General features: G+C 65.9%; 16 protein-coding genes and 1 pseudogene. 11 read left to right on the plus strand and 6 right to left on the minus strand.

What is annotated here, in order from left to right; translation table 11 throughout:
- Positions 1-576 carry a nuclear transport factor 2 family protein gene (locus NRB20_RS22415; protein WP_153412209.1) on the plus strand — a complete coding sequence of 192 codons (576 nt, stop codon included), beginning with the start codon at positions 1-3 and terminating at the stop codon, positions 574-576.
- A 34-nt stretch (positions 577-610) separates the two neighbouring features.
- Complete coding sequence (locus NRB20_RS22420) at positions 611-1,513, plus strand: NADP-dependent oxidoreductase (protein WP_319945267.1); 903 nt, start codon at positions 611-613, stop codon at positions 1,511-1,513.
- 7 nt (positions 1,514-1,520) lie between these two features.
- On the opposite strand, the gene NRB20_RS22425 is transcribed toward NRB20_RS22420, so the two are convergent.
- Entirely contained in the window at positions 1,521-2,108 is a 588-nt protein-coding gene (locus NRB20_RS22425) for a TetR/AcrR family transcriptional regulator (RefSeq protein ID WP_319945268.1), read from the minus strand.
- Positions 2,109-2,227: 119 nt separating this feature from the next.
- Here NRB20_RS22425 and NRB20_RS22430 point away from each other — a divergent pair, with 119 nt between their 5' ends.
- Positions 2,228-4,387: a hypothetical protein gene (locus tag NRB20_RS22430; RefSeq protein WP_227833769.1), complete on the plus strand. Its 2,160-nt coding sequence runs from the start codon at positions 2,228-2,230 to the stop codon at positions 4,385-4,387.
- 97 nt (positions 4,388-4,484) lie between these two features.
- Here NRB20_RS22430 and NRB20_RS22435 read toward each other — a convergent pair whose 3' ends face one another.
- Positions 4,485-6,059: an ATP-binding protein gene (locus tag NRB20_RS22435; RefSeq protein ID WP_319945269.1), complete on the minus strand. Its 1,575-nt coding sequence runs from the start codon at positions 6,057-6,059 to the stop codon at positions 4,485-4,487.
- Between the two features lie 381 nt (positions 6,060-6,440).
- On the opposite strand from NRB20_RS22435, the pseudogene NRB20_RS22440 reads away from it, so the two are divergent.
- Positions 6,441-8,192: pseudogene (locus NRB20_RS22440) on the plus strand (family 78 glycoside hydrolase catalytic domain); the annotation flags it as partial.
- A gap of 127 nt (positions 8,193-8,319) precedes the next feature.
- On the plus strand, positions 8,320-8,700 hold the full coding sequence (locus tag NRB20_RS38330; RefSeq protein ID WP_264766372.1) for an alpha-L-rhamnosidase C-terminal domain-containing protein: 381 nt from the start codon (positions 8,320-8,322) through the stop codon (positions 8,698-8,700).
- A gap of 522 nt (positions 8,701-9,222) precedes the next feature.
- Here the strand turns inward: NRB20_RS38330 and NRB20_RS22445 are convergent.
- On the minus strand, positions 9,223-9,825 hold the full coding sequence (locus NRB20_RS22445) for a TetR/AcrR family transcriptional regulator (protein WP_153412211.1): 603 nt from the start codon (positions 9,823-9,825) through the stop codon (positions 9,223-9,225).
- A gap of 321 nt (positions 9,826-10,146) precedes the next feature.
- On the opposite strand from NRB20_RS22445, the gene NRB20_RS22450 reads away from it, so the two are divergent.
- Positions 10,147-10,794, plus strand: a complete 648-nt coding sequence (locus tag NRB20_RS22450; protein WP_227833770.1) for a fibronectin type III-like domain-contianing protein — start codon at positions 10,147-10,149, stop codon at positions 10,792-10,794.
- A 16-nt stretch (positions 10,795-10,810) separates the two neighbouring features.
- Here the strand turns inward: NRB20_RS22450 and NRB20_RS22455 are convergent, their stop codons facing one another.
- Positions 10,811-11,425, minus strand: a complete 615-nt coding sequence (locus tag NRB20_RS22455; RefSeq protein ID WP_153412215.1) for a TetR/AcrR family transcriptional regulator — start codon at positions 11,423-11,425, stop codon at positions 10,811-10,813.
- Positions 11,426-11,572: 147 nt separating this feature from the next.
- Between NRB20_RS22455 and NRB20_RS22460 the strand changes: the two genes are divergently transcribed.
- The gene (locus NRB20_RS22460; RefSeq protein ID WP_153412217.1) at positions 11,573-12,391 is read left to right on the plus strand and encodes a mycofactocin-coupled SDR family oxidoreductase; all 819 of its coding nucleotides are present in this window, start codon (positions 11,573-11,575) and stop codon (positions 12,389-12,391) included.
- Here NRB20_RS22460 and NRB20_RS22465 read toward each other — a convergent pair whose 3' ends face one another.
- Both NRB20_RS22465 and NRB20_RS22470 read right to left on the minus strand, forming a co-directional pair.
- Complete coding sequence (locus tag NRB20_RS22465) at positions 12,392-13,033, minus strand: TetR family transcriptional regulator (RefSeq protein WP_319945270.1); 642 nt, start codon at positions 13,031-13,033, stop codon at positions 12,392-12,394. It lies immediately after the preceding gene.
- Positions 13,034-13,146: 113 nt separating this feature from the next.
- Positions 13,147-14,436 carry a cytochrome P450 gene (locus tag NRB20_RS22470; RefSeq protein ID WP_153412219.1) on the minus strand — a complete coding sequence of 430 codons (1,290 nt, stop codon included), beginning with the start codon at positions 14,434-14,436 and terminating at the stop codon, positions 13,147-13,149.
- Positions 14,437-14,694: 258 nt separating this feature from the next.
- Here NRB20_RS22470 and NRB20_RS22475 point away from each other — a divergent pair, with 258 nt between their 5' ends.
- From NRB20_RS22475 to NRB20_RS22490, 4 genes are all read left to right on the plus strand, one after another.
- A complete protein-coding gene (locus tag NRB20_RS22475) occupies positions 14,695-15,759 on the plus strand; it encodes an NAD(P)H-dependent amine dehydrogenase family protein (protein ID WP_153412220.1) in 1,065 nt (354 codons plus the stop codon).
- Between the two features lie 404 nt (positions 15,760-16,163).
- On the plus strand, positions 16,164-16,997 hold the full coding sequence (locus tag NRB20_RS22480) for a mycofactocin-coupled SDR family oxidoreductase (protein ID WP_153412222.1): 834 nt from the start codon (positions 16,164-16,166) through the stop codon (positions 16,995-16,997).
- An 11-nt stretch (positions 16,998-17,008) separates the two neighbouring features.
- On the plus strand, positions 17,009-17,830 hold the full coding sequence (locus NRB20_RS22485) for a mycofactocin-coupled SDR family oxidoreductase (protein ID WP_153412225.1): 822 nt from the start codon (positions 17,009-17,011) through the stop codon (positions 17,828-17,830).
- Positions 17,831-17,874: 44 nt separating this feature from the next.
- Complete coding sequence (locus tag NRB20_RS22490; protein ID WP_153412227.1) at positions 17,875-18,696, plus strand: carboxymuconolactone decarboxylase family protein; 822 nt, start codon at positions 17,875-17,877, stop codon at positions 18,694-18,696.
- The last annotated feature ends 2 nt before the right edge of the window (positions 18,697-18,698 follow it).

The raw sequence follows: 18,698 nt of genomic DNA on the forward strand, positions 1-18,698 counted from the left end.
ATGAGCGCCGAGACAACCGATCTCGACCGCCGCGTGCGCTACCTGGAGGACCGAGCCGAGATCCTCGACTGCATCACCCGGCACGCCCGCGGCTGCGACCGTCACGACAGCGAATTGCTCAGCAGCGCATACCATCCCGATGCCATCGACCAGCACGGTCACGCCACCAACACCGGCGCGAACTACGCGGACTGGGCCAATACCGCCCATGCCGCCACCTCACAGGTGCACACCCACAACATCACCACCCACACCTGCGATATCGACGGCGACACCGCACACGCCGAAAGCTATTCGATCGTGGTACTTCTCGGCACCGACGGCCGCACCGCGCAGTTCATCAGCGGTCGCTACATCGATCGCCTCGAGCGTCGAGACGGTCACTGGCGCATCGCATTACGACGTTCCACGGTCGAGGTGATGTTCACCGCCGACGCCCGGGTCGTGCAGTCACACTTCTTCACCGACCAGGGGTACCCGAAGGGCACCCGGGATCACCGCGACCTGTCGTATCAGCGGCCGTTGCGGGCCGACTCGCCAGCTCCGGCCCTGTGGGGCGAGACACCACCCGCCTGATTCCGACCGCCGCAACCGAGCAGAAGGACACCGCGTGAAAGCTGTCAGCCAACAGATCCTCGGCGGACCCGAAGTCCTGGAAACCGTCGAAGTCCCGCTGCCCACCCTGCGGCCGGGCCAGGTGCTGATCCGGTTGGCGGCAACGTCGGTGAATCCCGTCGACTGCAAGCTCCGGGCCGGGCAGGTCGGGTTTCTGGGCGAGCCGCCGTTCACGCTCGGCTTCGACCTGTCCGGCACCGTGACCGAGGTCGGCGAGGGTGTGTCCGAATTCCGTTCGGGTGACCAAGTTTTCGGCATGGTGCACACCCGGACCGGAACCTACAGCGAATACGTCACCGCCCGTGCCGACAGCCTCGCCCGATGTCCGGCGGGCCTGGATCTCCAAACCGCCGCCGCGCTGCCGACCGCCGCGCTCACCGCATGGCAGGCACTCGAACTGGCCGAATTACGTTCGGGTGAAAGGATTCTCATCCACGCGGCCGCAGGCGGGGTCGGCCATCTGGCCGTACAGTTCGCCAAGTTGCGCGGCGCACGCGTGATCGGCACAGCCCGCACGGCCAACCACGAGTTCCTGCGCGATCTCGGCGCGGACGAGCTGATCGATTACACGACAACGGATTTCACCACCGCCATCGACGAGGTGGATGTCGTTCTCGATCTCGTGGGCGGCGATTACGGCTCCCGATCGCTGCGGGTCCTCACCCCTGATGGCCGCTATATCACCGCACAACAGTCCAACACGGGCGATGACTCCCGCGCCGCGCTGATCACCGGCAGACCGTCTCCGGCCGACCTGTCCACGATCGGCAAGCTCGCGGAGTCCGGGCAGGTTCGCGTCCACATCGACCGCGTCCTGTCACTCGCCGCAGCCGCCGAGGCCCACCGGCTCAGCGAATCAGGCCGCGTACGAGGCAAACTCGTACTCACCCCGTGGTGAGCGTGCGTTACGCCTCCAAGGGTTCGACCCGGTCGAGATATTTCTCGATCAGCGCGATCGTCTCGGCATGACCCGTGACGGTGCCGAACGACTCCTCGAGGTGAATCATCCGCGGCACAGCGGACATCAGGAAGACCACCGCCGACGGGTGAATCTCGTTGCCCGCCAAACCATATCGCTCCAATGCCGGTTCCAGCGCGGCCACCAGCGCCCGGCGCAGGCGTTCCCCGCCGCTGCCGATCGCCGGGCCGATCGACTTGCGATGGTTGGCCAGCGCCATGAACTCCAACAGCAGTGCGGCGCCGACCTTGTCGTTCGCGTAGGCCCACACCGCGCGCAGCGGCCGGTCACTGGCCGCCGCCCGCTCCAACTGCGCCACCAAACCATCGGTGCCCGATTCCAGGATCGCGACGAACAGCTCGTCCAGGACCGGGAAGTAGTACTGCACCAGCCCCGGCGTCACCTCCGCGCGCGTGGCGACGCCACGATAGGTGACGGCCGCATACCCCTGATCGAGCATCAGATCACCGGCGGCGCGCAGGATCTCGGCGCGGGTCCGCGAACTCCGCGCCCCGACACCGCGCTGCCCACTCACCGCTCGACCCCGATCCGGCACACCGGTAGCAACCCGCCGATCTCGACCACCGCGACCTCCTCGCCCCGAGAGTAGGACCTCGGTGTCGAATATATCCAACCCCCGTGCAAGATTCAGGCATGGCCATTGCGAGACCTCCCGCCCCGGGGACGATGTTCACAGATCCGCCCGGCGCGAGCGTCGGGCGTCCGGCCGGGCCGCGCATCGAGCCTGCTCGTCGGCGTGAACAACGCGCTCGCAACGTTTCCCGCCGATCGATACGCGCGGTGGCGGCCGCGATCGTCGCGGTCTCGAGCACCCTGTTCGCCCCGTGTGTCACCGCGTCGGCGGGCACCCCGCAGTGCACCCCGACGACGCCCAACGGCCCGCTGTGGGTGACCGCGAACTGCGTCGACCCAACCTACGGCAAGCCCGTGATCGACAGTCAGGCCGATATCACCTATCCCGTTGTCGCACACAAGGTGACCGGGCATTTCAACGGGACCGACAAGCGGTTCACCATCGAGCTGCCGCCCAAGGACATGTGGCAGGGCCGGTTCTTCCAGTTGGTCTATCCACTGCTCGACGAGACCATCGACGATCGGAACCTGGAGTTCTACGTCGCCTCGGGCGGTTACGGCGTGCAGACCAACGGGGGCAGCGGCTACCGCGTCGACGCGGCGGCCGCGAAATTCGCCAAAACCGTTGCGGCCCGGTACTACGGCACGAACCAGCGGATCTACGGCTACCTCTTCGGCGGCAGCGGCGGGTCCTACGAAACCATCGGCGCGGACGAGAACACCATCGGTGTCTGGGACGGCGCGGTGCCGTACATCCCGGGTGTGCCGACCTCGATCCCGAACAACTTCTTCATCCGCGCGCTGGGCTCGATCGTCTTGCGGAACAAGGCATCCCAGATCGCCGACGCGGTCGCTCCCGGCGGCAGTGGCGACCCGGCCGCAGGTTTGAACGCTATGCAGCGGGCCGTACTGAGCGAGCTGACCCGCTCCGGTGTGCCACTCCGCGCGCTCGAGGATTACCAGTACGTGTTCGGCCTGAACGGCAACACCACTCCGGCCGGACCGGACGAGCTGCTCGGCTTCGCGAGTGCGGTGCGAGCCGCGGACGCGACCTATGCCGATGATTTCTGGAGCAAGCCGGGCTATCTCGGCGCCGAGAAGTCCGCACTCGGCGACTTCCTGCGCGCCGGTAAGGTCGACCGGACCGTCAGGATCACCGCCGTGAACCGGGACCCGCAGGGCAATCCGACAAGCCTTGTCCTGGACGGCATTCCGGCGAACCCGTACGGCACCGGCCTGGATTTCACGCTGTTCGCCGCCGACGGCGCCAACCGGGGTTCGCTGTCGGGCAGCCTGGACACCGCGACCAAAATCTTCACCCTGGCGGGCGGCAATTCCGGCGGTGCGCTGGCCGCGATCGCCGCCGGAGCCGAGCTGCGCATCGACAACCGCTGGTATCTGGCGCTTCCCGCGTACCAGCGATACCAGGTGCCGACTCGACCAGGCTTCTACAGCTTCGACCAGTATCGCGGTCTCGCCGGCATACCCCGCTACCCCCGACGTCCCGCACAGGTCGACATCGGTATCGCCGCGGGCGTCACCGGTGGCGGCACCTATTCCGGCAGCATCCACGCCAAGACCATCGTCGTGGGCAACCTGCTGGACTCCGATGCCTTCGCCTGGGACGGCGACTGGTACTCCCAGCAGGTGAAACAAGCACTCGGCAATGCCTACCACGACAATTTCCGGCTCTGGTACAACGACAACGCCGACCACATCGCCCCCGGCCGCACCGACCGTCTCATCGATTACACCGGCATCCTGCACCAGGCGCTGCGCGATGTCGCCGCATGGGCCGAAAAGGGCATCCCGCCAGCGGAATCCACCCGCTACCGGCAACAGGACAGCCAGATCACCGTGCCCGCCACCGCCGCCGAACGCCGCGGCATCCAACCCGTAGTCGACCTCACCGCCGACGGCAAGAACCGCGTCGAGGTACACACCGGAACCGCGGTCACCTTCAAAGCCAGGATCCAGGTCCCACCGGGACAGGGCAAGATCGTCGACATCGCCTGGAATTACACCGGCACCGGAGCTTTCAAAACCATCCAACTGACCGGCAGCCCACGCGAATCCATCGACGTCACAAAGACATTCACCTTCGACAAACCGGGCACCTACTTTCCGGCGCTGCTGGCCACCGCCCAGCGCGGCGGTGATGCGAACGCTCGGTACACCAGAGTGCAGAACCTCGGCCGAATGCGGGTTGTCGTGCACTGATCCGCACTCTGCTCTACTCCGACAAGCCTCGCAATTGCCGGCAGCGGTCGACCTGGTCTTCCCGTGGACTGAACACCTGGTGATCAGTCCGAGCAGCTCATGCGCGCAGCAGGGTGATGGTTCGGCCGGCGGGAGTCGTGGTGTCGCTGAAGCTGATTCGGTCGGTCATGGGTTCGACGGTGGTGCGGCGGTCGAAGATGATCAGGACACCGGTGGGCAGTTCCAGACGGTCGAGGTAACCGTCGAGCTGGGCCGCCCCGGCTTCCAGCGGGTCGGCCGAATTGTCCGCCCAGACCTTCAATTCCACCGCTTCGCGCTGTATCGCGCGGTGTCCGTCGGAGTCGGTGTACGGCTGACGGACCAGCAGATCCATTCGCCCTCGGCCGACACCGTATTCACGGTCGATGTAGCCGCCGCCGTTGACGACTCGTTGCAGGAACGCCAGGAACACCAATTGCGGCGCGACCTCGTGGTAATCCTGTTTGGCCTCGATGATCTCACCGTTCAGCTTCCAGAACGCCGCGAATTCGGTGAGGAGTAGGTGGAAGTCCAAGCGTCCGTCGGGAAGTCGGAAACTCGCGGGTTCAGCCAACACACTGCGTTCGATGTTCGCGGCCAGTACGCGGACGATCACCTCGTTGTAGATCGGGTTCGCGATCCGGACCGGGTTGCGCTGAGTGATCAATCCGAGGTCGGTCACATACGACACCGCCTCATCCAATGCCGCGTCACCGGCGAGGTCACCACCTGCCAGCAGCGGCTGAATCACAGCCCGAACTCGCGGCTCCTGAAGTTTGCTGACCAGAGAATCCAAATGCGTGGCACGCGCCAGGATCAGTCGTTCCTTGGCCGTGTCGACGTGATCCTCGGTGATCGTCTCCGAAATCCGCATCACACGCGTGATCTCATAGGCCAGGGCATTCACCAGCCACGGCTGCCCCTGCGTGTAATAGAACGCCAAATCCACTGCGCGCTCGGTGAATTCCTGCCCGGTCGCGGTCGTGTGCTGAGCGTAGAGCGTTCCAACCTCATCGCGCGTGAAATCCCCAATCCGCACCGAGGCCACCTTGATGTTGAACGGGCTCGACGTCCCCAACCGACTCGGGTCGCCGCCGGAAGCGACCTTGTAATCACGCACATCCCGCAAACCACACAACACGATCGAATGCGCGAATCCGGCGCGGTTGGTCGTAAAGCCGTCCCGCAACTGCCGCAGCACACTGCGCAGGCTCTGCCCCCGCAGTGCATCGATCTCATCGAAGAACAACACCAGCGGCTTGGCCGATGCGCTCACCCACGCTTTGAGCCCGGCCCCCAGCCGGGAACCGGGCGCTGAATCGGGCCACGGTGTCGGCGGTAGCAGTTCCGGTGCCAGGTCGGCGTTATCTGCCGCCTCACGAATTCGATCCAGGATCAGTTCCTCGGCTCGCGCGAAGTCGTCACCCACAACCTCGGCGATCTCGCACGAAAAGTGAAGTGCCACATAATCACCTTCGGCACGCAACTGCCGGGCCAGATTCGCCAGCGTGGTCGTCTTACCGGTCTGCCGCGGCGCATGAACCACGAAATATTCACCGTCACGGATGAATTCACACGCTTCGGGCAACCGCTCCAGCGGCGGCAACATGTAGTGCAGGGTCGGATAACACGGCCCGGCGGTATTGAACTTCACGATCCCTCCCACGTCGCTTCCCTCGCGCTGCCTAGCGCGCCGCCGACCAGCCTAGCAACTACACAGGCGATGCCCGACCACGCCGAAACATGTCATGCCTCGGACAACAAGCTGTCACCGCGCTCAGGGCTTCGACGGGCGCAGGCCATGTCGAGCGCAGCTCAGCGCAGACAGCGTGCGCAAAGTGGATTCGATCTCGAACGGTCCGCGCGGGACAGTGCGGACACGGACTGCTGCATGGACCGGTCCACAGCCGGGTGAGCCCAGCAATATTTTGTACCACCAGAATATAAACTGATGGTGCATTCTTGGCGGTCGCTGAGACCGTGTGCCACATCCAGTGAAGGAGTGCATCGGATGGCCGAGACGTTCGTCGCGGAGATGATCACCGCCGATCGCGATCGCGGGTGCACTCCTCGGCTGCGGCGCGAGTTCGTGCTGGACGAGGGGCACGGTGAGGTTGTGCGCGCCGAGTTGTTCGTGACGGCGCTGGGGGTGGTCGAGGCCGTTGTGAACGGGATGGTCGCATCGGCGGATCTGCTGACGCCGGGATGGTCGAGTTACGAGTGGCGGGTGCGGTACGCGCGATGGGATGTCACGGCGCTGATCGAGCAGCGGAACGCGATCGGTCTGATCATCGGGAATGGTTGGCACACAGGGTATCTCGGGTTTCTCGGCAGCCGGGGACTGTACGGGTCCGAGCGGGCCGCGTTCGCGGAGTTGCGGATCACGTTCGCCGATTGGCACCGGCAGACGATCGCCACCGACTCGTCCTGGCGATCCGGGCCCAGCGAGGTTCTCGCCGATGACCTCTATCAAGGTCAGACCATCGATGCGCGTCTGCGGGACAGCCATTGGACGAAATATGGTGCGAGCCTGGATGATTGGTCGGGTGTGCGGGCGGTCGACTTCGATCATCAGCGCCTCACGCCGTATGTGGGCCCGCCGGTGCGACGTCAGGAGACCCTCGCGCCGCAGCAGGTGCGGACCTCACCGGCCGGTGCGACGCTGGTCGACTTCGGACAGAATCTGGTCGGCTGGGTCCGGCTCACCGTCACCGGCGAGGCGGGCCGGAAAATCGTTGTGCGACATGCGGAAGTCCTCGAACACGACGAGCTCGGCACCCGACCACTGCGCACCGCGAAAGCCACCGACACCTTCGTCCTGTCGGGCGGCGAGGACGTCTTCGAGCCGACGCTCACCTTCCACGGCTTCCGCTACGTCCAGGTCGACGGATGGACCGGCAGCCACGACGAGTTGCGCGCATCATTGGTAGCGCAGGTGATCGGCTCGGACCTGAAACGCATCGGCACCTTCGAATGCTCGAATCCGCTACTGAATCAACTGCATTCGAACATCGTGTGGAGCATGCGCGGCAACTTCGTGGATGTGCCCACCGACTGCCCGCAGCGCGACGAGCGCCTCGGCTGGACCGGTGATCTGGCCGCGTTCGCCGACACCGCCGCCTACCTCTACGACGTCGAGGCGTTCCTGCGCGACTGGCTGCTCGACCTCGCCGCCGAACAGCGCGCCGCCGACGGACAACTCGGCGTCGTCGTCCCCGACTGCCTCAAACTCGAGAACCGCACCGCCTTCACCCCACCACCCGGGAAGAACTCCGGTACCCCGTTGATCGCCCTGTGGAACGACGCGGCCGCCTGGGTGCCGTGGGCGCTGTATCAGGCGTACGGCGACATCGACGTTCTCGCAACACAATACGAGTCGATCGCGATGTACGCCAGACGCATCGACCAGGCCCTCTCGGACCGCGATCTGCTCGAGGACGGCATCCAGCTCGGCGACTGGCTGGACCCCACCGCTCCCCCGGACCGCCCGTTCGAGGCCAAGGCCGACAAGTACGTCATCGCGACCGCCTGCGTCCACCGATCCGCGCTCATCGCCGCCGACACCGCCCGCCTGCTCGGCCACGACGCCGACGCCGCCGACCTCACCGACCTGGCCACCCGCATCCGCACCGCCTTCAACACCCACTGGGTCGAGAACGGCCGAATCCGTTCGGACGCACCGGCCGTCTACGCCCTGGCGATCTGTTTCGGCCTCCTGGACGGCCCGGCCACCGCCGCCGCCGGAACCCGCCTGGCCGAACTCGTCGCCGCCAGCGACCACCACATCACCACCGGATTCGCCGGCACCCCCTTCATCGCCCGCGCCCTCACCGACACCGGCCACACCGACACCGCCTACCGCCTACCGCCTGCTAATCCAAACCGACTGCCCCTCATGGCTTTACCCGGTAACCATGGGCGCCACCACCACCTGGGAACGCTGGGACTCCATGCTCCCCGACGGCACCATCAACCCCGGCGAGATGACCAGCTTCAACCACTACGCCTTCGGCGCCATCGCCACCTGGATGCACCACACCATAGGCGGCCTGTCCCCCCTCACCCCCGGCTACCGAAGCATCCTCATCGCCCCGACCCCCGGCGCCGACCTCACCTGGGCCCGCACCTCACTACTCACCCCACACGGCCCCGCCGAATCCACCTGGACCCTCATCGACAACCAATTGACCGTCACCGCAACAATTCCCACCGGAGCCACCGCCGTCATCCGCCTCCCCGGACGCCCCGAAACAACGGTCGGCAGCGGAACCCACACCTTCACCACCGAACACTGATCAGAATTCGATCGCCCCACATCGCATTCCGTTCCACCCGACACCCACCGGATCCGACTGCACCTCCGAGCCGAATCATCGCGTCCCGCCCCAGGCAATCGTGCCCTCCGCCCGGTCCCGACCAAAGCCGAACAATCCGAACGCAATTCAGCACTACTGGCCTCACTCAGGCCAGCACCTCGGCCATTCCGGATCGCCCCCTGATCGAAACCCCAACGGCCAGAAGATCACTGCCCACTCAGCGCAGCGCACAGACAGACGGGGTCCGGAATCGCCACCGACCTCGTGCGGCGCCAGCGCCTCCGCGAAGCCGGATCACCCTCGCCACACCCTCGAGCGAAACCCCAACTGCCCGAACAATATCGCTCGCTCACTCGAGACACCCGCGACTGCACTCAGGACGGCATCCAGACGCGTGACGTCCGAAAGGCCGATCCGCACCGACCTCGGACCATGCCACTGCCTCTGGTAAGCCGGATCAACCGTGCCGGTCCCGCCATCGAAACCCCCACGGCCCGAGCGTCATTGCTCGCTCAACGCACCCATGACGGCGCTCAGCGCCGCGTGCAGGCGGGTGGTGTCCGGGAGTGGGTCGCCACCGGCTTCGCGCATGCCTATGCCTCGGGTCAAGGCGAAGATCACCCAGATGACCGTGTCGGGGTCGGTGACACCGGTGAGTGCGTCGCGGATCCACGCGTGGCGTTCGCGGTGGAGTTCCGCCAGGCCCGCGGCGACTTCCGGGTCGTGGCGGGCGGCTGCGGCGGCGTCGACGTCGAGTAGGCGGATGTCGCGGCCTTCGGGGTTGTACATCAGGTCGATCGCGCGGGTGGGGTCGGCGAGGGTGGCGGCGTAGTCGGGGGTCTGTTGCTGTTGGTCCATCTTCCAGCGGATGACCTCGATCAGCAGTTGCCCCTTCGAGCGGAAGTGGCCGTAGAGAGCGCCTTTGGTGAGATCCGCGGCGGTGGCTATGTCGGTCATCGATACCGCGCTGTAGCCGCGTTCGATGAACAGGCGGGCGGCCAGGTCGAGCAGGCGGCGGCGGGTTCCGGCCGCTTTCGGGGTGCGGGGCGGTGGCGGCGGGACGAACTGTTCGCGGGCCGCACCGGGCTCGACGGACGCACTCATAGGGCGAAAATCTACCAGCAGAATAATTTCGGCGGTGGGATGCGTCGCCGAGGGCCTTCCGCAGACGTGTTGCGTGGATCGTCCTGTGAATCCCGTCTGCGGAAGGCCGTTCCGCCGACGCGTGATGGGCGCGTCGACGGAAATCCGGGGCTTACGACGACGAGCCGGACCCGCCGGTCAGCGGGGGCAGGTGCGGCATGCGGAACTGCGGGTCAGGGACTCCGGCTCCGTCCTTCCCGAAACCGCCCTTACCGGCGTAGGGGCTCTTGTCGGGTGGCGCGCCCTGTTGCGCGAAATCGCCGCTGTACAAACGGACACGGCTTGTCCTACACCAGTTTCGGCTACTCCGACCTGCGTCTGGAAACCACTGCGGACGGCATCACCGCGACGGTCACCATCACCAACACCGGCACGCGAACCGGACGCGAGGTCGTCCAGTTCTACGCCGGACTCCCCGGTTCGAAGGTCATCCGCGCGGTCCGCGAACTGAAGGCTTTCGCCGAGACCACCCTCGACCCCGGACAGAGCACGGACGTCACGGTCGCCATTCGCCGAGAAGACCTGGCCTACTGGAACATTCGAACCCGGGACTGGATCGTGGAACCGGGCGACTACGAGATCACCGCGGCCGCCTCCCGCGCGGATCTCCGTCTGCGGCAGACGATCTCGGTCACCGGGGACCTCACGCCCCTGGACATCCACGCGGACACCACGCTCGGCGAACTGCGCGCCGACCCGGTGGTGGCCGCCGCCATGGACCCGCTGTTGCAGCAGCTGACCCCCGACGGCCGCGATCGACTCGATGATTCCCCACTGGGCATGGATGTGGCCCGGATGTCGATGTCGTTTCCGTTGGGCATGCTCGCCTCGTTCCTCGGCAGCGACGCCACCGACCTGGTCGACCAGGTGCAGCGGGCCGTCGCCACCGCTCGCGCCGAGCACGACACGGTAACCGCCGAACACTACTGAATTTTGAACGGAAGTTCTAACTTCCCGCCTCGGGTGCGGTCCGGCGAACCCGCCGTCGCTCGAGGCGGGCAACCAGGCGGCTCATCGCCGCGCGGGCCTGTTTGTGCTCGGTCTCGTAACCCGCGACCTCGTCCGACACGACGCTCAGCGCGAGTCCCTGCATCGCGGAGGCGATGAGCGCGGGCGGCAGTTCGATCGGGTCGAGATCGTATTCCGGCAGGATCTCGTCCAGCACCGTCATCTGGATGCGCCGGACCTCGCGGGCGACCTCACCCATCTCGGCCTTCAACGCCGGGCGATGGTTGGCCGCGGCGAGAAATTCGATGAACAGTGCCGTGCCACGCGGATCGGATACCAGGTCCCACCAGGCTTCCAGTGGTCGCGGGGCGGCCATGGCCGCCTTCATGCGCCGCACGTTGCGCTCCGAACGCCGCCGCAGCAGCGCGAGGAACAGATCATCGATGGTCGGGAAGTAGTAGTGCAGCAGCGGCGCGCGCATACCGATCCGCTCGGCGACATTGCGCGAGGTGATCGCCGCGTAGCCCTCGAGCAGCATGATCTCCTCGGCCGCGTCGAGGACACGAGTCACCTTCTCTTCGGTCGCCGCGCGCCGACGACGCGGTTCGGTCATCCGCCCGCACCTCCTCTCGATCGTTCCATCTTGCCCGAACCGCGCGACATATTGACAACTCACACCCACAAAGTTTGAATAGGTGTTCAAAGTCAGTCGGCACGCAGCAGGCACACCGCGCTCGGCCGACCACGAACGGAGAACCATATGGGCAAGCTCGACGGCAAAGTTGCGTTCATCACCGGAGCGGCACGCGGACAGGGGCGCAGCCACGCCATCCGCCTCGCCGAGGAGGGCGCCGACATCATCGCGGTGGACATCTGCGCCCAGATCGACTCGGTGCAGTATCCGATGTCGACCCCGGCCGACCTCGAGCAGACCGTCGCCGAGGTCGAGAAGCTCGGCCGTCGCATCGCCGCATTCCGCACCGATGTCCGCGACCACGCCGCCCTCCAGCAATCCTTCGACGAAGGCATCGCCGCACTGGGCCCCGCGACCATCGTGGTCGCCAACGCGGGCATCGGCGCGGGCGGCAAAGGCGCTGACCCGCAACGGGAATGGGAGGACGTCGTCGCGGTCAACATGGGCGGGGTGTGGAACACCGGCCGCGTCGCGATCCCCTCGATGCTGAAGCACGACAACGGCGGTTCGATCATCCTCACCAGTTCCACCGGCGGGCTCATCGGCGTCGGCATCCCGACGGCCGGTTTCCTCGGTTACACCGCGGCCAAGCACGGTGTCATCGGGCTGATGCGATCGTGGGCGAATTTCCTTGCGCCGCATATGATCCGGGTGAACAGCGTAGCGCCGACCGCCGTGCGCACCCCGATGGCCGCCGACGGCGACATCAGCGCGATCCTGGAACACAATCCGGCGCTGGCCAATGCGCTGACCAACGCCATGCCGGTGGATCTGGTCGAACCGCTCGACGTGTCCAACGCGATCCTGTGGCTGGCCTCGGACGAATCGCGTTACGTCACCGGGTCGGTCGTCCCGGTGGACGCGGGGCTGCTCAACAAGCGGTGATCACCGGCCCGGCTCGACGCGGTGTTCGCGCACCGCGTCGTAACCGGTGGTCAGCCAGTACACCGTGCGGTCGATGGCCGGCACGATCTCACCCACCTCGATCTCGCCACCGGCGAAACGGCCGAGCAGGCCGTAGACCAGGCTCGAGACGATGGTGTTCAGATCCTGGACGAATTCCGGATCGACACCGTCGAGCGCCGCCATCGCCGGAGGCACCACGGCGTCGAGCCCGCGCTGCATCAACTGCTCGCCACCGGGCGCCGAACGGGCTCGGAAATAGGCCGTGAGCAGCGCCGGATGCTGTTCCCACGGTTCGAAGATCGCGCGCAGCACCCGCATCAGCCGGGCGTAGAGGATTTCGTCCGGCTCGGGGACCCGCACCTCCAGCGCGGCGTACCGCTCCTGCTCGAGCCACCAGTCCAGGGCCGCGAGGATCAATTCCTCGCGCGAGCCGTAGAGCTTGTAGATCTTGGTCAGCGATACCCGCGCGTGCCGCGCGACGTCGCGCAGCAGCATGGTCTCGTAGCCCTCGGTCTCGAGCAGTTCGATCACTGCGCGGCAGATCCGATCGGCGGCCTCGCCCGTTATCTCCTGCCCCGCGTCGCGCCCGCTCGCGGCCGAGCCGTTCTCGCTCGCAGCCAAATCGAATTCCCTTCCGGCATATTCGGACGGTGGCCCGCTCGGCGAGCGGGCCACCACCGTGCATATTTCCCGAGCATGCCGCGGGGCCGCAAGACGCGCCCGCCGGGTTTCGCTCAGGCGGGACGCACCCGGGAATCGAATGTGATGTGCAGATCCCGCAATCCGCGCAACAGGAAGGTCGGCTCGTACCGATAACTGCGGCGATCCGCCGGACCGTGCACGCTGTCGTCGATGGCGATATCGCCGAATCGATCGAGCATGCGATTGACGGTGACCTGCCCTTCGGCCCGCGCCAGCGGCGCACCGGCACAGGTGTGAATCCCCCGGCCGAATGCGATGTGTTCCCGGGCATTTCGACGGTCGAGCCGGAATTCGTCCGGACGCTCGAATTTTCGCGGGTCGCGATTCGCGGCGCCGATGCAGAGCATGAGTACGGTTCCGGCGGGAATATCCACCCCGCCCAGCCGCGTGGCCTTCTTGGCCAGTCGGAAATCCACCTTGGTCGGGCTTTCGATCCGCAGCGATTCCTCGATGAATTGCCCGACGAGACTCCGGTCCTCGCGCAGCAATTGCTGATATTCCGGACGTTCGGCCAGAGCTTTCACCGCGACGCTGAGCAATTTGGTCACCGTTTCCTGCCCGGCCGCGAACAGGAAGGTGGCCGGGCGGACGAGATCGATGATCGAGGGTCGCGAACCGTCGGGATAAGTGGTCGCGGCCAGCACGCTCAGGATGTCCTCGCGCGGCGTGCGCTGCCGGTCGGCGATGTAGGCGCTGAACGTATCCTCCAGCCACTCCAGCGGATTGCGGCCGACCGGCTCCTGATCGAGGGCGCCGACCCGGCTGCCCGGCAGTTCGTGCCCGGCCAACCGCGCCCGGAATTTGTCACGATCCGCGTCGGGCACGCCGAGCAGATCGGCGATCACCAGCGTGGCATAGGGTTTCGCGTATTCGCCCAGGAGTTCACACTTGCCGTTGGCGATGAACTCGTCGAGTTGACGATCCGCCTGACGCCACATGTATTCCTCGTTCTCCTTCAACCGTTTCGGCGTCAGGAGTTTGGCCAATAGTGCGCGGGTCCGGGTGTGATCCGGCGGATCCATCGTCACCATGTGCTGGAAGATCGGGAAATGGTGGCGGTGCGCTTCGATCTGCTCGGTGATGTCGTCGCCTTCCGGCCGGAACGGCAGCGGCGGGAACGGTCCGCCGATCGAAATGGCCGCCGAGAAGGTGCCGGAATCGCGAAATACCTCCACGGCTTCCTGGTAACCGGTCACGGCGACGACACCGTAGTGCGGTTCACGGTATACGGGGTTCTGGTTGCGCAGGTAATCGAGGTATTCGTAGGGATCCTGGGTGATATCCGCATCGGAGAAGTAGTCGACTGATGCCAGATCGGTCATTCGCGCGCCAGCCTTTCGCGGCAGAGCGAGACGAGCCCCCGCCATCGCATCGGACCTGGAGGCTCACGAGTCTCGTGCTTACTGTTTCATGGTTCTGATCAGCGGTAATATGGTTACCGATACATGAGAATAGCACTCGCCGGACACCACCGGAACCATCTGCGAGAACCAAATTCTCTCGAACGAGAGTTGCATACTCGTTTCGGGTATACAGTCCGAACCGAAGCTGGATCCAGATGTCCTGTGAGTGAGGTTTCGATGACATCCACCAACCACCGCGTCGTCCAATGGACCACCGGCAACGTCGGCAAGAGTTCCGCGAAAGCCCTTGCCGCACACCCGAATATCGAGCTCGTCGGCTGTTTCGCCTGGTCGCCGGACAAGGCAGGCAAGGACGTCGGCGAGCTGTGCGGCTTCGAGCCGATCGGCGTCACAGCGACCAACGACGTCGAGGCGCTACTGGCCCTGAAGCCCGACTGCGTCGTCTACAACCCGATGTGGCCGAACGTCGACGAGCTCGTGCGCATCCTGTCCTCGGGCGCGAACGTGGTCGCCTCGGCCTCCTTCATCACCGGCCACAACCTGCCCGAGGCCGATCGCGAGCGCCTCCGGCAGGCCTGTCACCAGGGCGGATCGACGATGTTCGGTTCGGGTGTGAGTCCGGGATTCGCCGAACTGCTGGCGATCGTCGCGGCCAACGCGTGCGATCGGGTGGACCGGGTCACCATCGCCGAATCCTCCGACACCACGTTCTACGATTCGCCGGAGACCGAGAAGCCGGTGGGTTTCGGCATGCGGATCGACGATCCGGACCTGCCCGGCGCGGGGGCGCACGGCACCGCGATCTTCGCCGAGGCGGTGCGGCTGGTGGCCGACGCGCTCGGCACCGAACTCGACGAGATCACCTGCGTCTCCGAATACGCCGAGACCACAGCGGATCTCGACCTCGGCTCGTGGGTGATCGAAAAGGGTTGCGTGGCAGGAGTCTTCATCCGATGGCAGGGCCGCGTCGGCGACGAGACCGTGATCGAACTGTCCTTCCGGTGGCGCAAGGGCCAAACCCTGCAACCGGATTGGCAACTCGAGCGCGAGGGCTGGAAGATCACCATCGACGGCCGCCCCACCGTCGACATGACCGTCGGCTTCGCCCCACCCCCGGACTTCGAGGCCACCACCATCGCCGACTTCATGGTCCTCGGCCACATCATGACCGCCATGCCACCCATCCACGCCATCCCCGCCGTCGTCGCCGCGGCACCGGGCATCGCCACCTACAACGATCTCGCCCTCACCCTCCCGCGCGGCATCCTGCGCACGAAGTAACACACCCGTCCGCCTCGCGATCGAGGCATCCGCCCTCTGGTTGACGCACATCCACTCGACCAGAGGGCCGCGGGCGATCTACAAGCGACGCGCCCGATCGAGTCACGGACACCGAAGACATTGCGGCACAGACGAACCGCACCGCGGTGTGACAACGGATCACACTCGCCGGAAGCGCTCCGGAGGCTCTCGAGCCGAAGGACCGGATACGCCGATCCGCTCATGCCTCAGGACCGCGCGGAGACCTCCTCCCAACTCCTTCCCGAACCGCCGAGTGAGTGCTATTCTCCGATAGCGGTAATCAGATTACCGCACGTCATCGCACTGGGTTGCGAGTTGTGACGACCTGGTCTCGTCCGGAATCGGCCGATGACGCGGATTCATTCGGCATTGGAGCGAAAACCATGGGTTCGTTGGATGGCAAGGTCGCCTTCATCACCGGTGTGGCGCGGGGGCAGGGGCGAAGTCACGCGGTGCGGCTGGCGCGGGAGGGGGCCGACATCATCGGGGTGGACATCTGCGGCGACATACCCGCCAACCCGTATCCGCTCGCCTCACGCGCGGACCTGGACGAGACGATCGCGCTGGTCGAGGCGACGGGGCGGCGGATTCTCGGTTCGGTCGCGGATGTGCGGGACTTCGGCCAGGTCAAGACCGCGCTCGATACCGGTGTCGCGGAATTCGGCCGCCTCGATATCGTCTGCGCCAATGCGGGTATCGCGCCGACGTCGTTCGACGCGGTCTCCCTCGAGACCGAACTCGAGCAGTGGAACGCGGTCATCGACGTGAATCTCAGCGGCGCCTTCCACGTGACCCGCGCGGCGATCCCGCACCTGCTCGCCGGTGGCCGGGGCGGGTCGATCATCCTGACCAGTTCCACCGCCGGTCTGGTCGGGCTCGGCGGCCTGGAGGGCGGCGGGCTCGGTTACGCCTCGGCCAAGTCCGGCCTGGTCGGCATGATGCGGGTGCTGGCGAATGTTCTTGCACCGCAGAGCATTCGGGTCAACACCGTGCACCCGACCGCGGTGAACACCATGATGGCCGTGAACCCGTCGATGATGGAGTGGGTCCAGAACCACCCCGAATCCGGTGGCCCGCATCTGATGAACCCGATGCCGGTGGCACTGCTCGAACCCGAGGACATCAGCGCGGCCATCGCCTTCCTGGCCTCCGACGAGGCGAAATACATTACCGGCGTGGCACTTCCGGTCGACGCCGGCTTCTGCAACAAACTGTGAGCGAGGCGGATATGACCGAGAGCGCACACCCGCGCGGACGTGTCGCGGGCAAACGAGTACTGATCACGGGCGCGGCACGCGGTATGGGACGCGGCCACGCGGTCCGGCTGGCCGCGGAGGGGGCCGATCTCATCCTGATCGACATCTGCGAATCGCTGCCCGGCATCGAGTACGCACTGTCCACACCCGAGGATCTGGCCGAAACCGCCCGTCTGGCAGGCGAATACAACCATCACGTGATCACGCGGATCGTCGATGTCCGCGCTGCCGAGGCCATGTCCGCCGCCGTCGCCGAGGGTGTGCGGGAGTTGGGCGGACTGGACGCGGCGGTCGCCAATGCCGGTGTGCTGACCGCGGGCACCTGGGACACCACCACGCCCGAGGATTGGCGAATCGTGGTGGATGTCAACCTGATCGGCACCTGGAACACCTGCGCCGCCGCACTCCCCCATCTCGTCGAGCGCGGCGGCAGCCTGGTCAACATCTCCTCCGCCGCCGCGATCAAGGGCACTCCGCTGCACATCCCCTACACCGCCTCGAAGCTCGGCATCGTGGGCATGAGCAAGGCGCTGGCCAATGAGCTTGCGGCACAGAATATTCGAGTCAACACCGTGCACCCGACCGGGGTGGCCACCGGTATGGCCCCGGAATCGCTGTTCGCGCTGCTGACCGAGCAGCGCCCCGATCTGGCTCCGCTGTTCGGCAATGCCATGCCGGTCCCGATGGTGGACACGGCCGATATCAGCAACGCGGTGCTCTACCTGGTCTCCGACGAATCCCGCTACGTGACCGGCCTGGAGTTCAAGGTCGACGCGGGCGTCACGCTCCGATAGCACCTCGCTTTCACGCATCCGAACACCGACACAGAAGGCACACCATGACCACAGATGCGGTCGATACCATCCGGCCCGAACGCGGCAGACGCGAATTCGCCGAGGTGATGACGTTTCCCGCGCCGGAAGACGCCGGCCCGGTCATCGCGGACGGACTGCTGGACTTCGTGTTCGCGCAGATCTGGACGCGGCCCGGCCTGACCCGGCGGGAGCGGCGGTTCATCACCCTGGCCTGCGTCGCGGACGCCGACGCCGAGCAGCCGATCGTCGAGCACGTGTACGCGGCACTGAACAGCGGCGAGGTCTCCATCACCGAAATGCGCGAAGCCGTCCTGCATTTCGCGGTCTACGCGGGCTGGCCCAAGGCATCGCGGCTCAACATGGTCGTGGATCAGCAGTGGGAGCGGATCAATCAGCAACGCGGACAACAGGTTCCGCCACCCGAACCGCTGCTGCCGCTGCCCACCCCGAGCGATCCGGAGGCCCGGCTGACCAGCGGCGAGCAGTGCTTCATGGACGTCAACTGCCTGCCCTACTACCCCGATCGCGACGACCCGTACCAGGGCGCGGGCATCCTGAACTTCGTCTTCGGCGAGATGTGGCAGCGTCCGGGGCTGGGGATGAAGGAGCGGCGGCTGATCACGGTCGCGTGTGTGGCGTTCCAGGACGCGCCGTATCCGATCATGTCGCACGTCTACGCGGCATTGAAGAGCCGCGACCTGTCCTTCACCGAAATGGATGAATTCGCACTGCATTTCGCCGCCTACTCCGGCTGGCCCAAGGCCTCGTACCTCAGTCAGGTGATCGCCGAACAGAAACCACGCGTGCAGGCGGAATGGCACGCGGAGGACGAGAAGATTTCGTAGGA

It is taken from the genome of Nocardia macrotermitis (assembly GCF_009604405.1).
GTDB classification, from domain to species: domain Bacteria; phylum Actinomycetota; class Actinomycetes; order Mycobacteriales; family Mycobacteriaceae; genus Nocardia; species Nocardia macrotermitis.

Coding starts and splice junctions, on each gene's coding strand:
- NRB20_RS22485 (WP_153412225.1), top strand. CDS start 17,009: ATGACCGAGAGCGCACACCCGCGCGGACGTGTCGCGGGCAAACGAGTA.
- NRB20_RS38330 (WP_264766372.1), top strand. CDS start 8,320: ATGGGCGCCACCACCACCTGGGAACGCTGGGACTCCATGCTCCCCGAC.
- NRB20_RS22445 (WP_153412211.1), bottom strand. CDS start 9,825: ATGAGTGCGTCCGTCGAGCCCGGTGCGGCCCGCGAACAGTTCGTCCCG.
- NRB20_RS22480 (WP_153412222.1), top strand. CDS start 16,164: ATGGGTTCGTTGGATGGCAAGGTCGCCTTCATCACCGGTGTGGCGCGG.
- NRB20_RS22430 (WP_227833769.1), top strand. CDS start 2,228: ATGGCCATTGCGAGACCTCCCGCCCCGGGGACGATGTTCACAGATCCG.
- NRB20_RS22470 (WP_153412219.1), bottom strand. CDS start 14,436: ATGACCGATCTGGCATCAGTCGACTACTTCTCCGATGCGGATATCACC.
- NRB20_RS22490 (WP_153412227.1), top strand. CDS start 17,875: ATGACCACAGATGCGGTCGATACCATCCGGCCCGAACGCGGCAGACGC.
- NRB20_RS22475 (WP_153412220.1), top strand. CDS start 14,695: ATGACATCCACCAACCACCGCGTCGTCCAATGGACCACCGGCAACGTC.
- NRB20_RS22455 (WP_153412215.1), bottom strand. CDS start 11,425: ATGACCGAACCGCGTCGTCGGCGCGCGGCGACCGAAGAGAAGGTGACT.
- NRB20_RS22460 (WP_153412217.1), top strand. CDS start 11,573: ATGGGCAAGCTCGACGGCAAAGTTGCGTTCATCACCGGAGCGGCACGC.
- NRB20_RS22415 (WP_153412209.1), top strand. CDS start 1: ATGAGCGCCGAGACAACCGATCTCGACCGCCGCGTGCGCTACCTGGAG.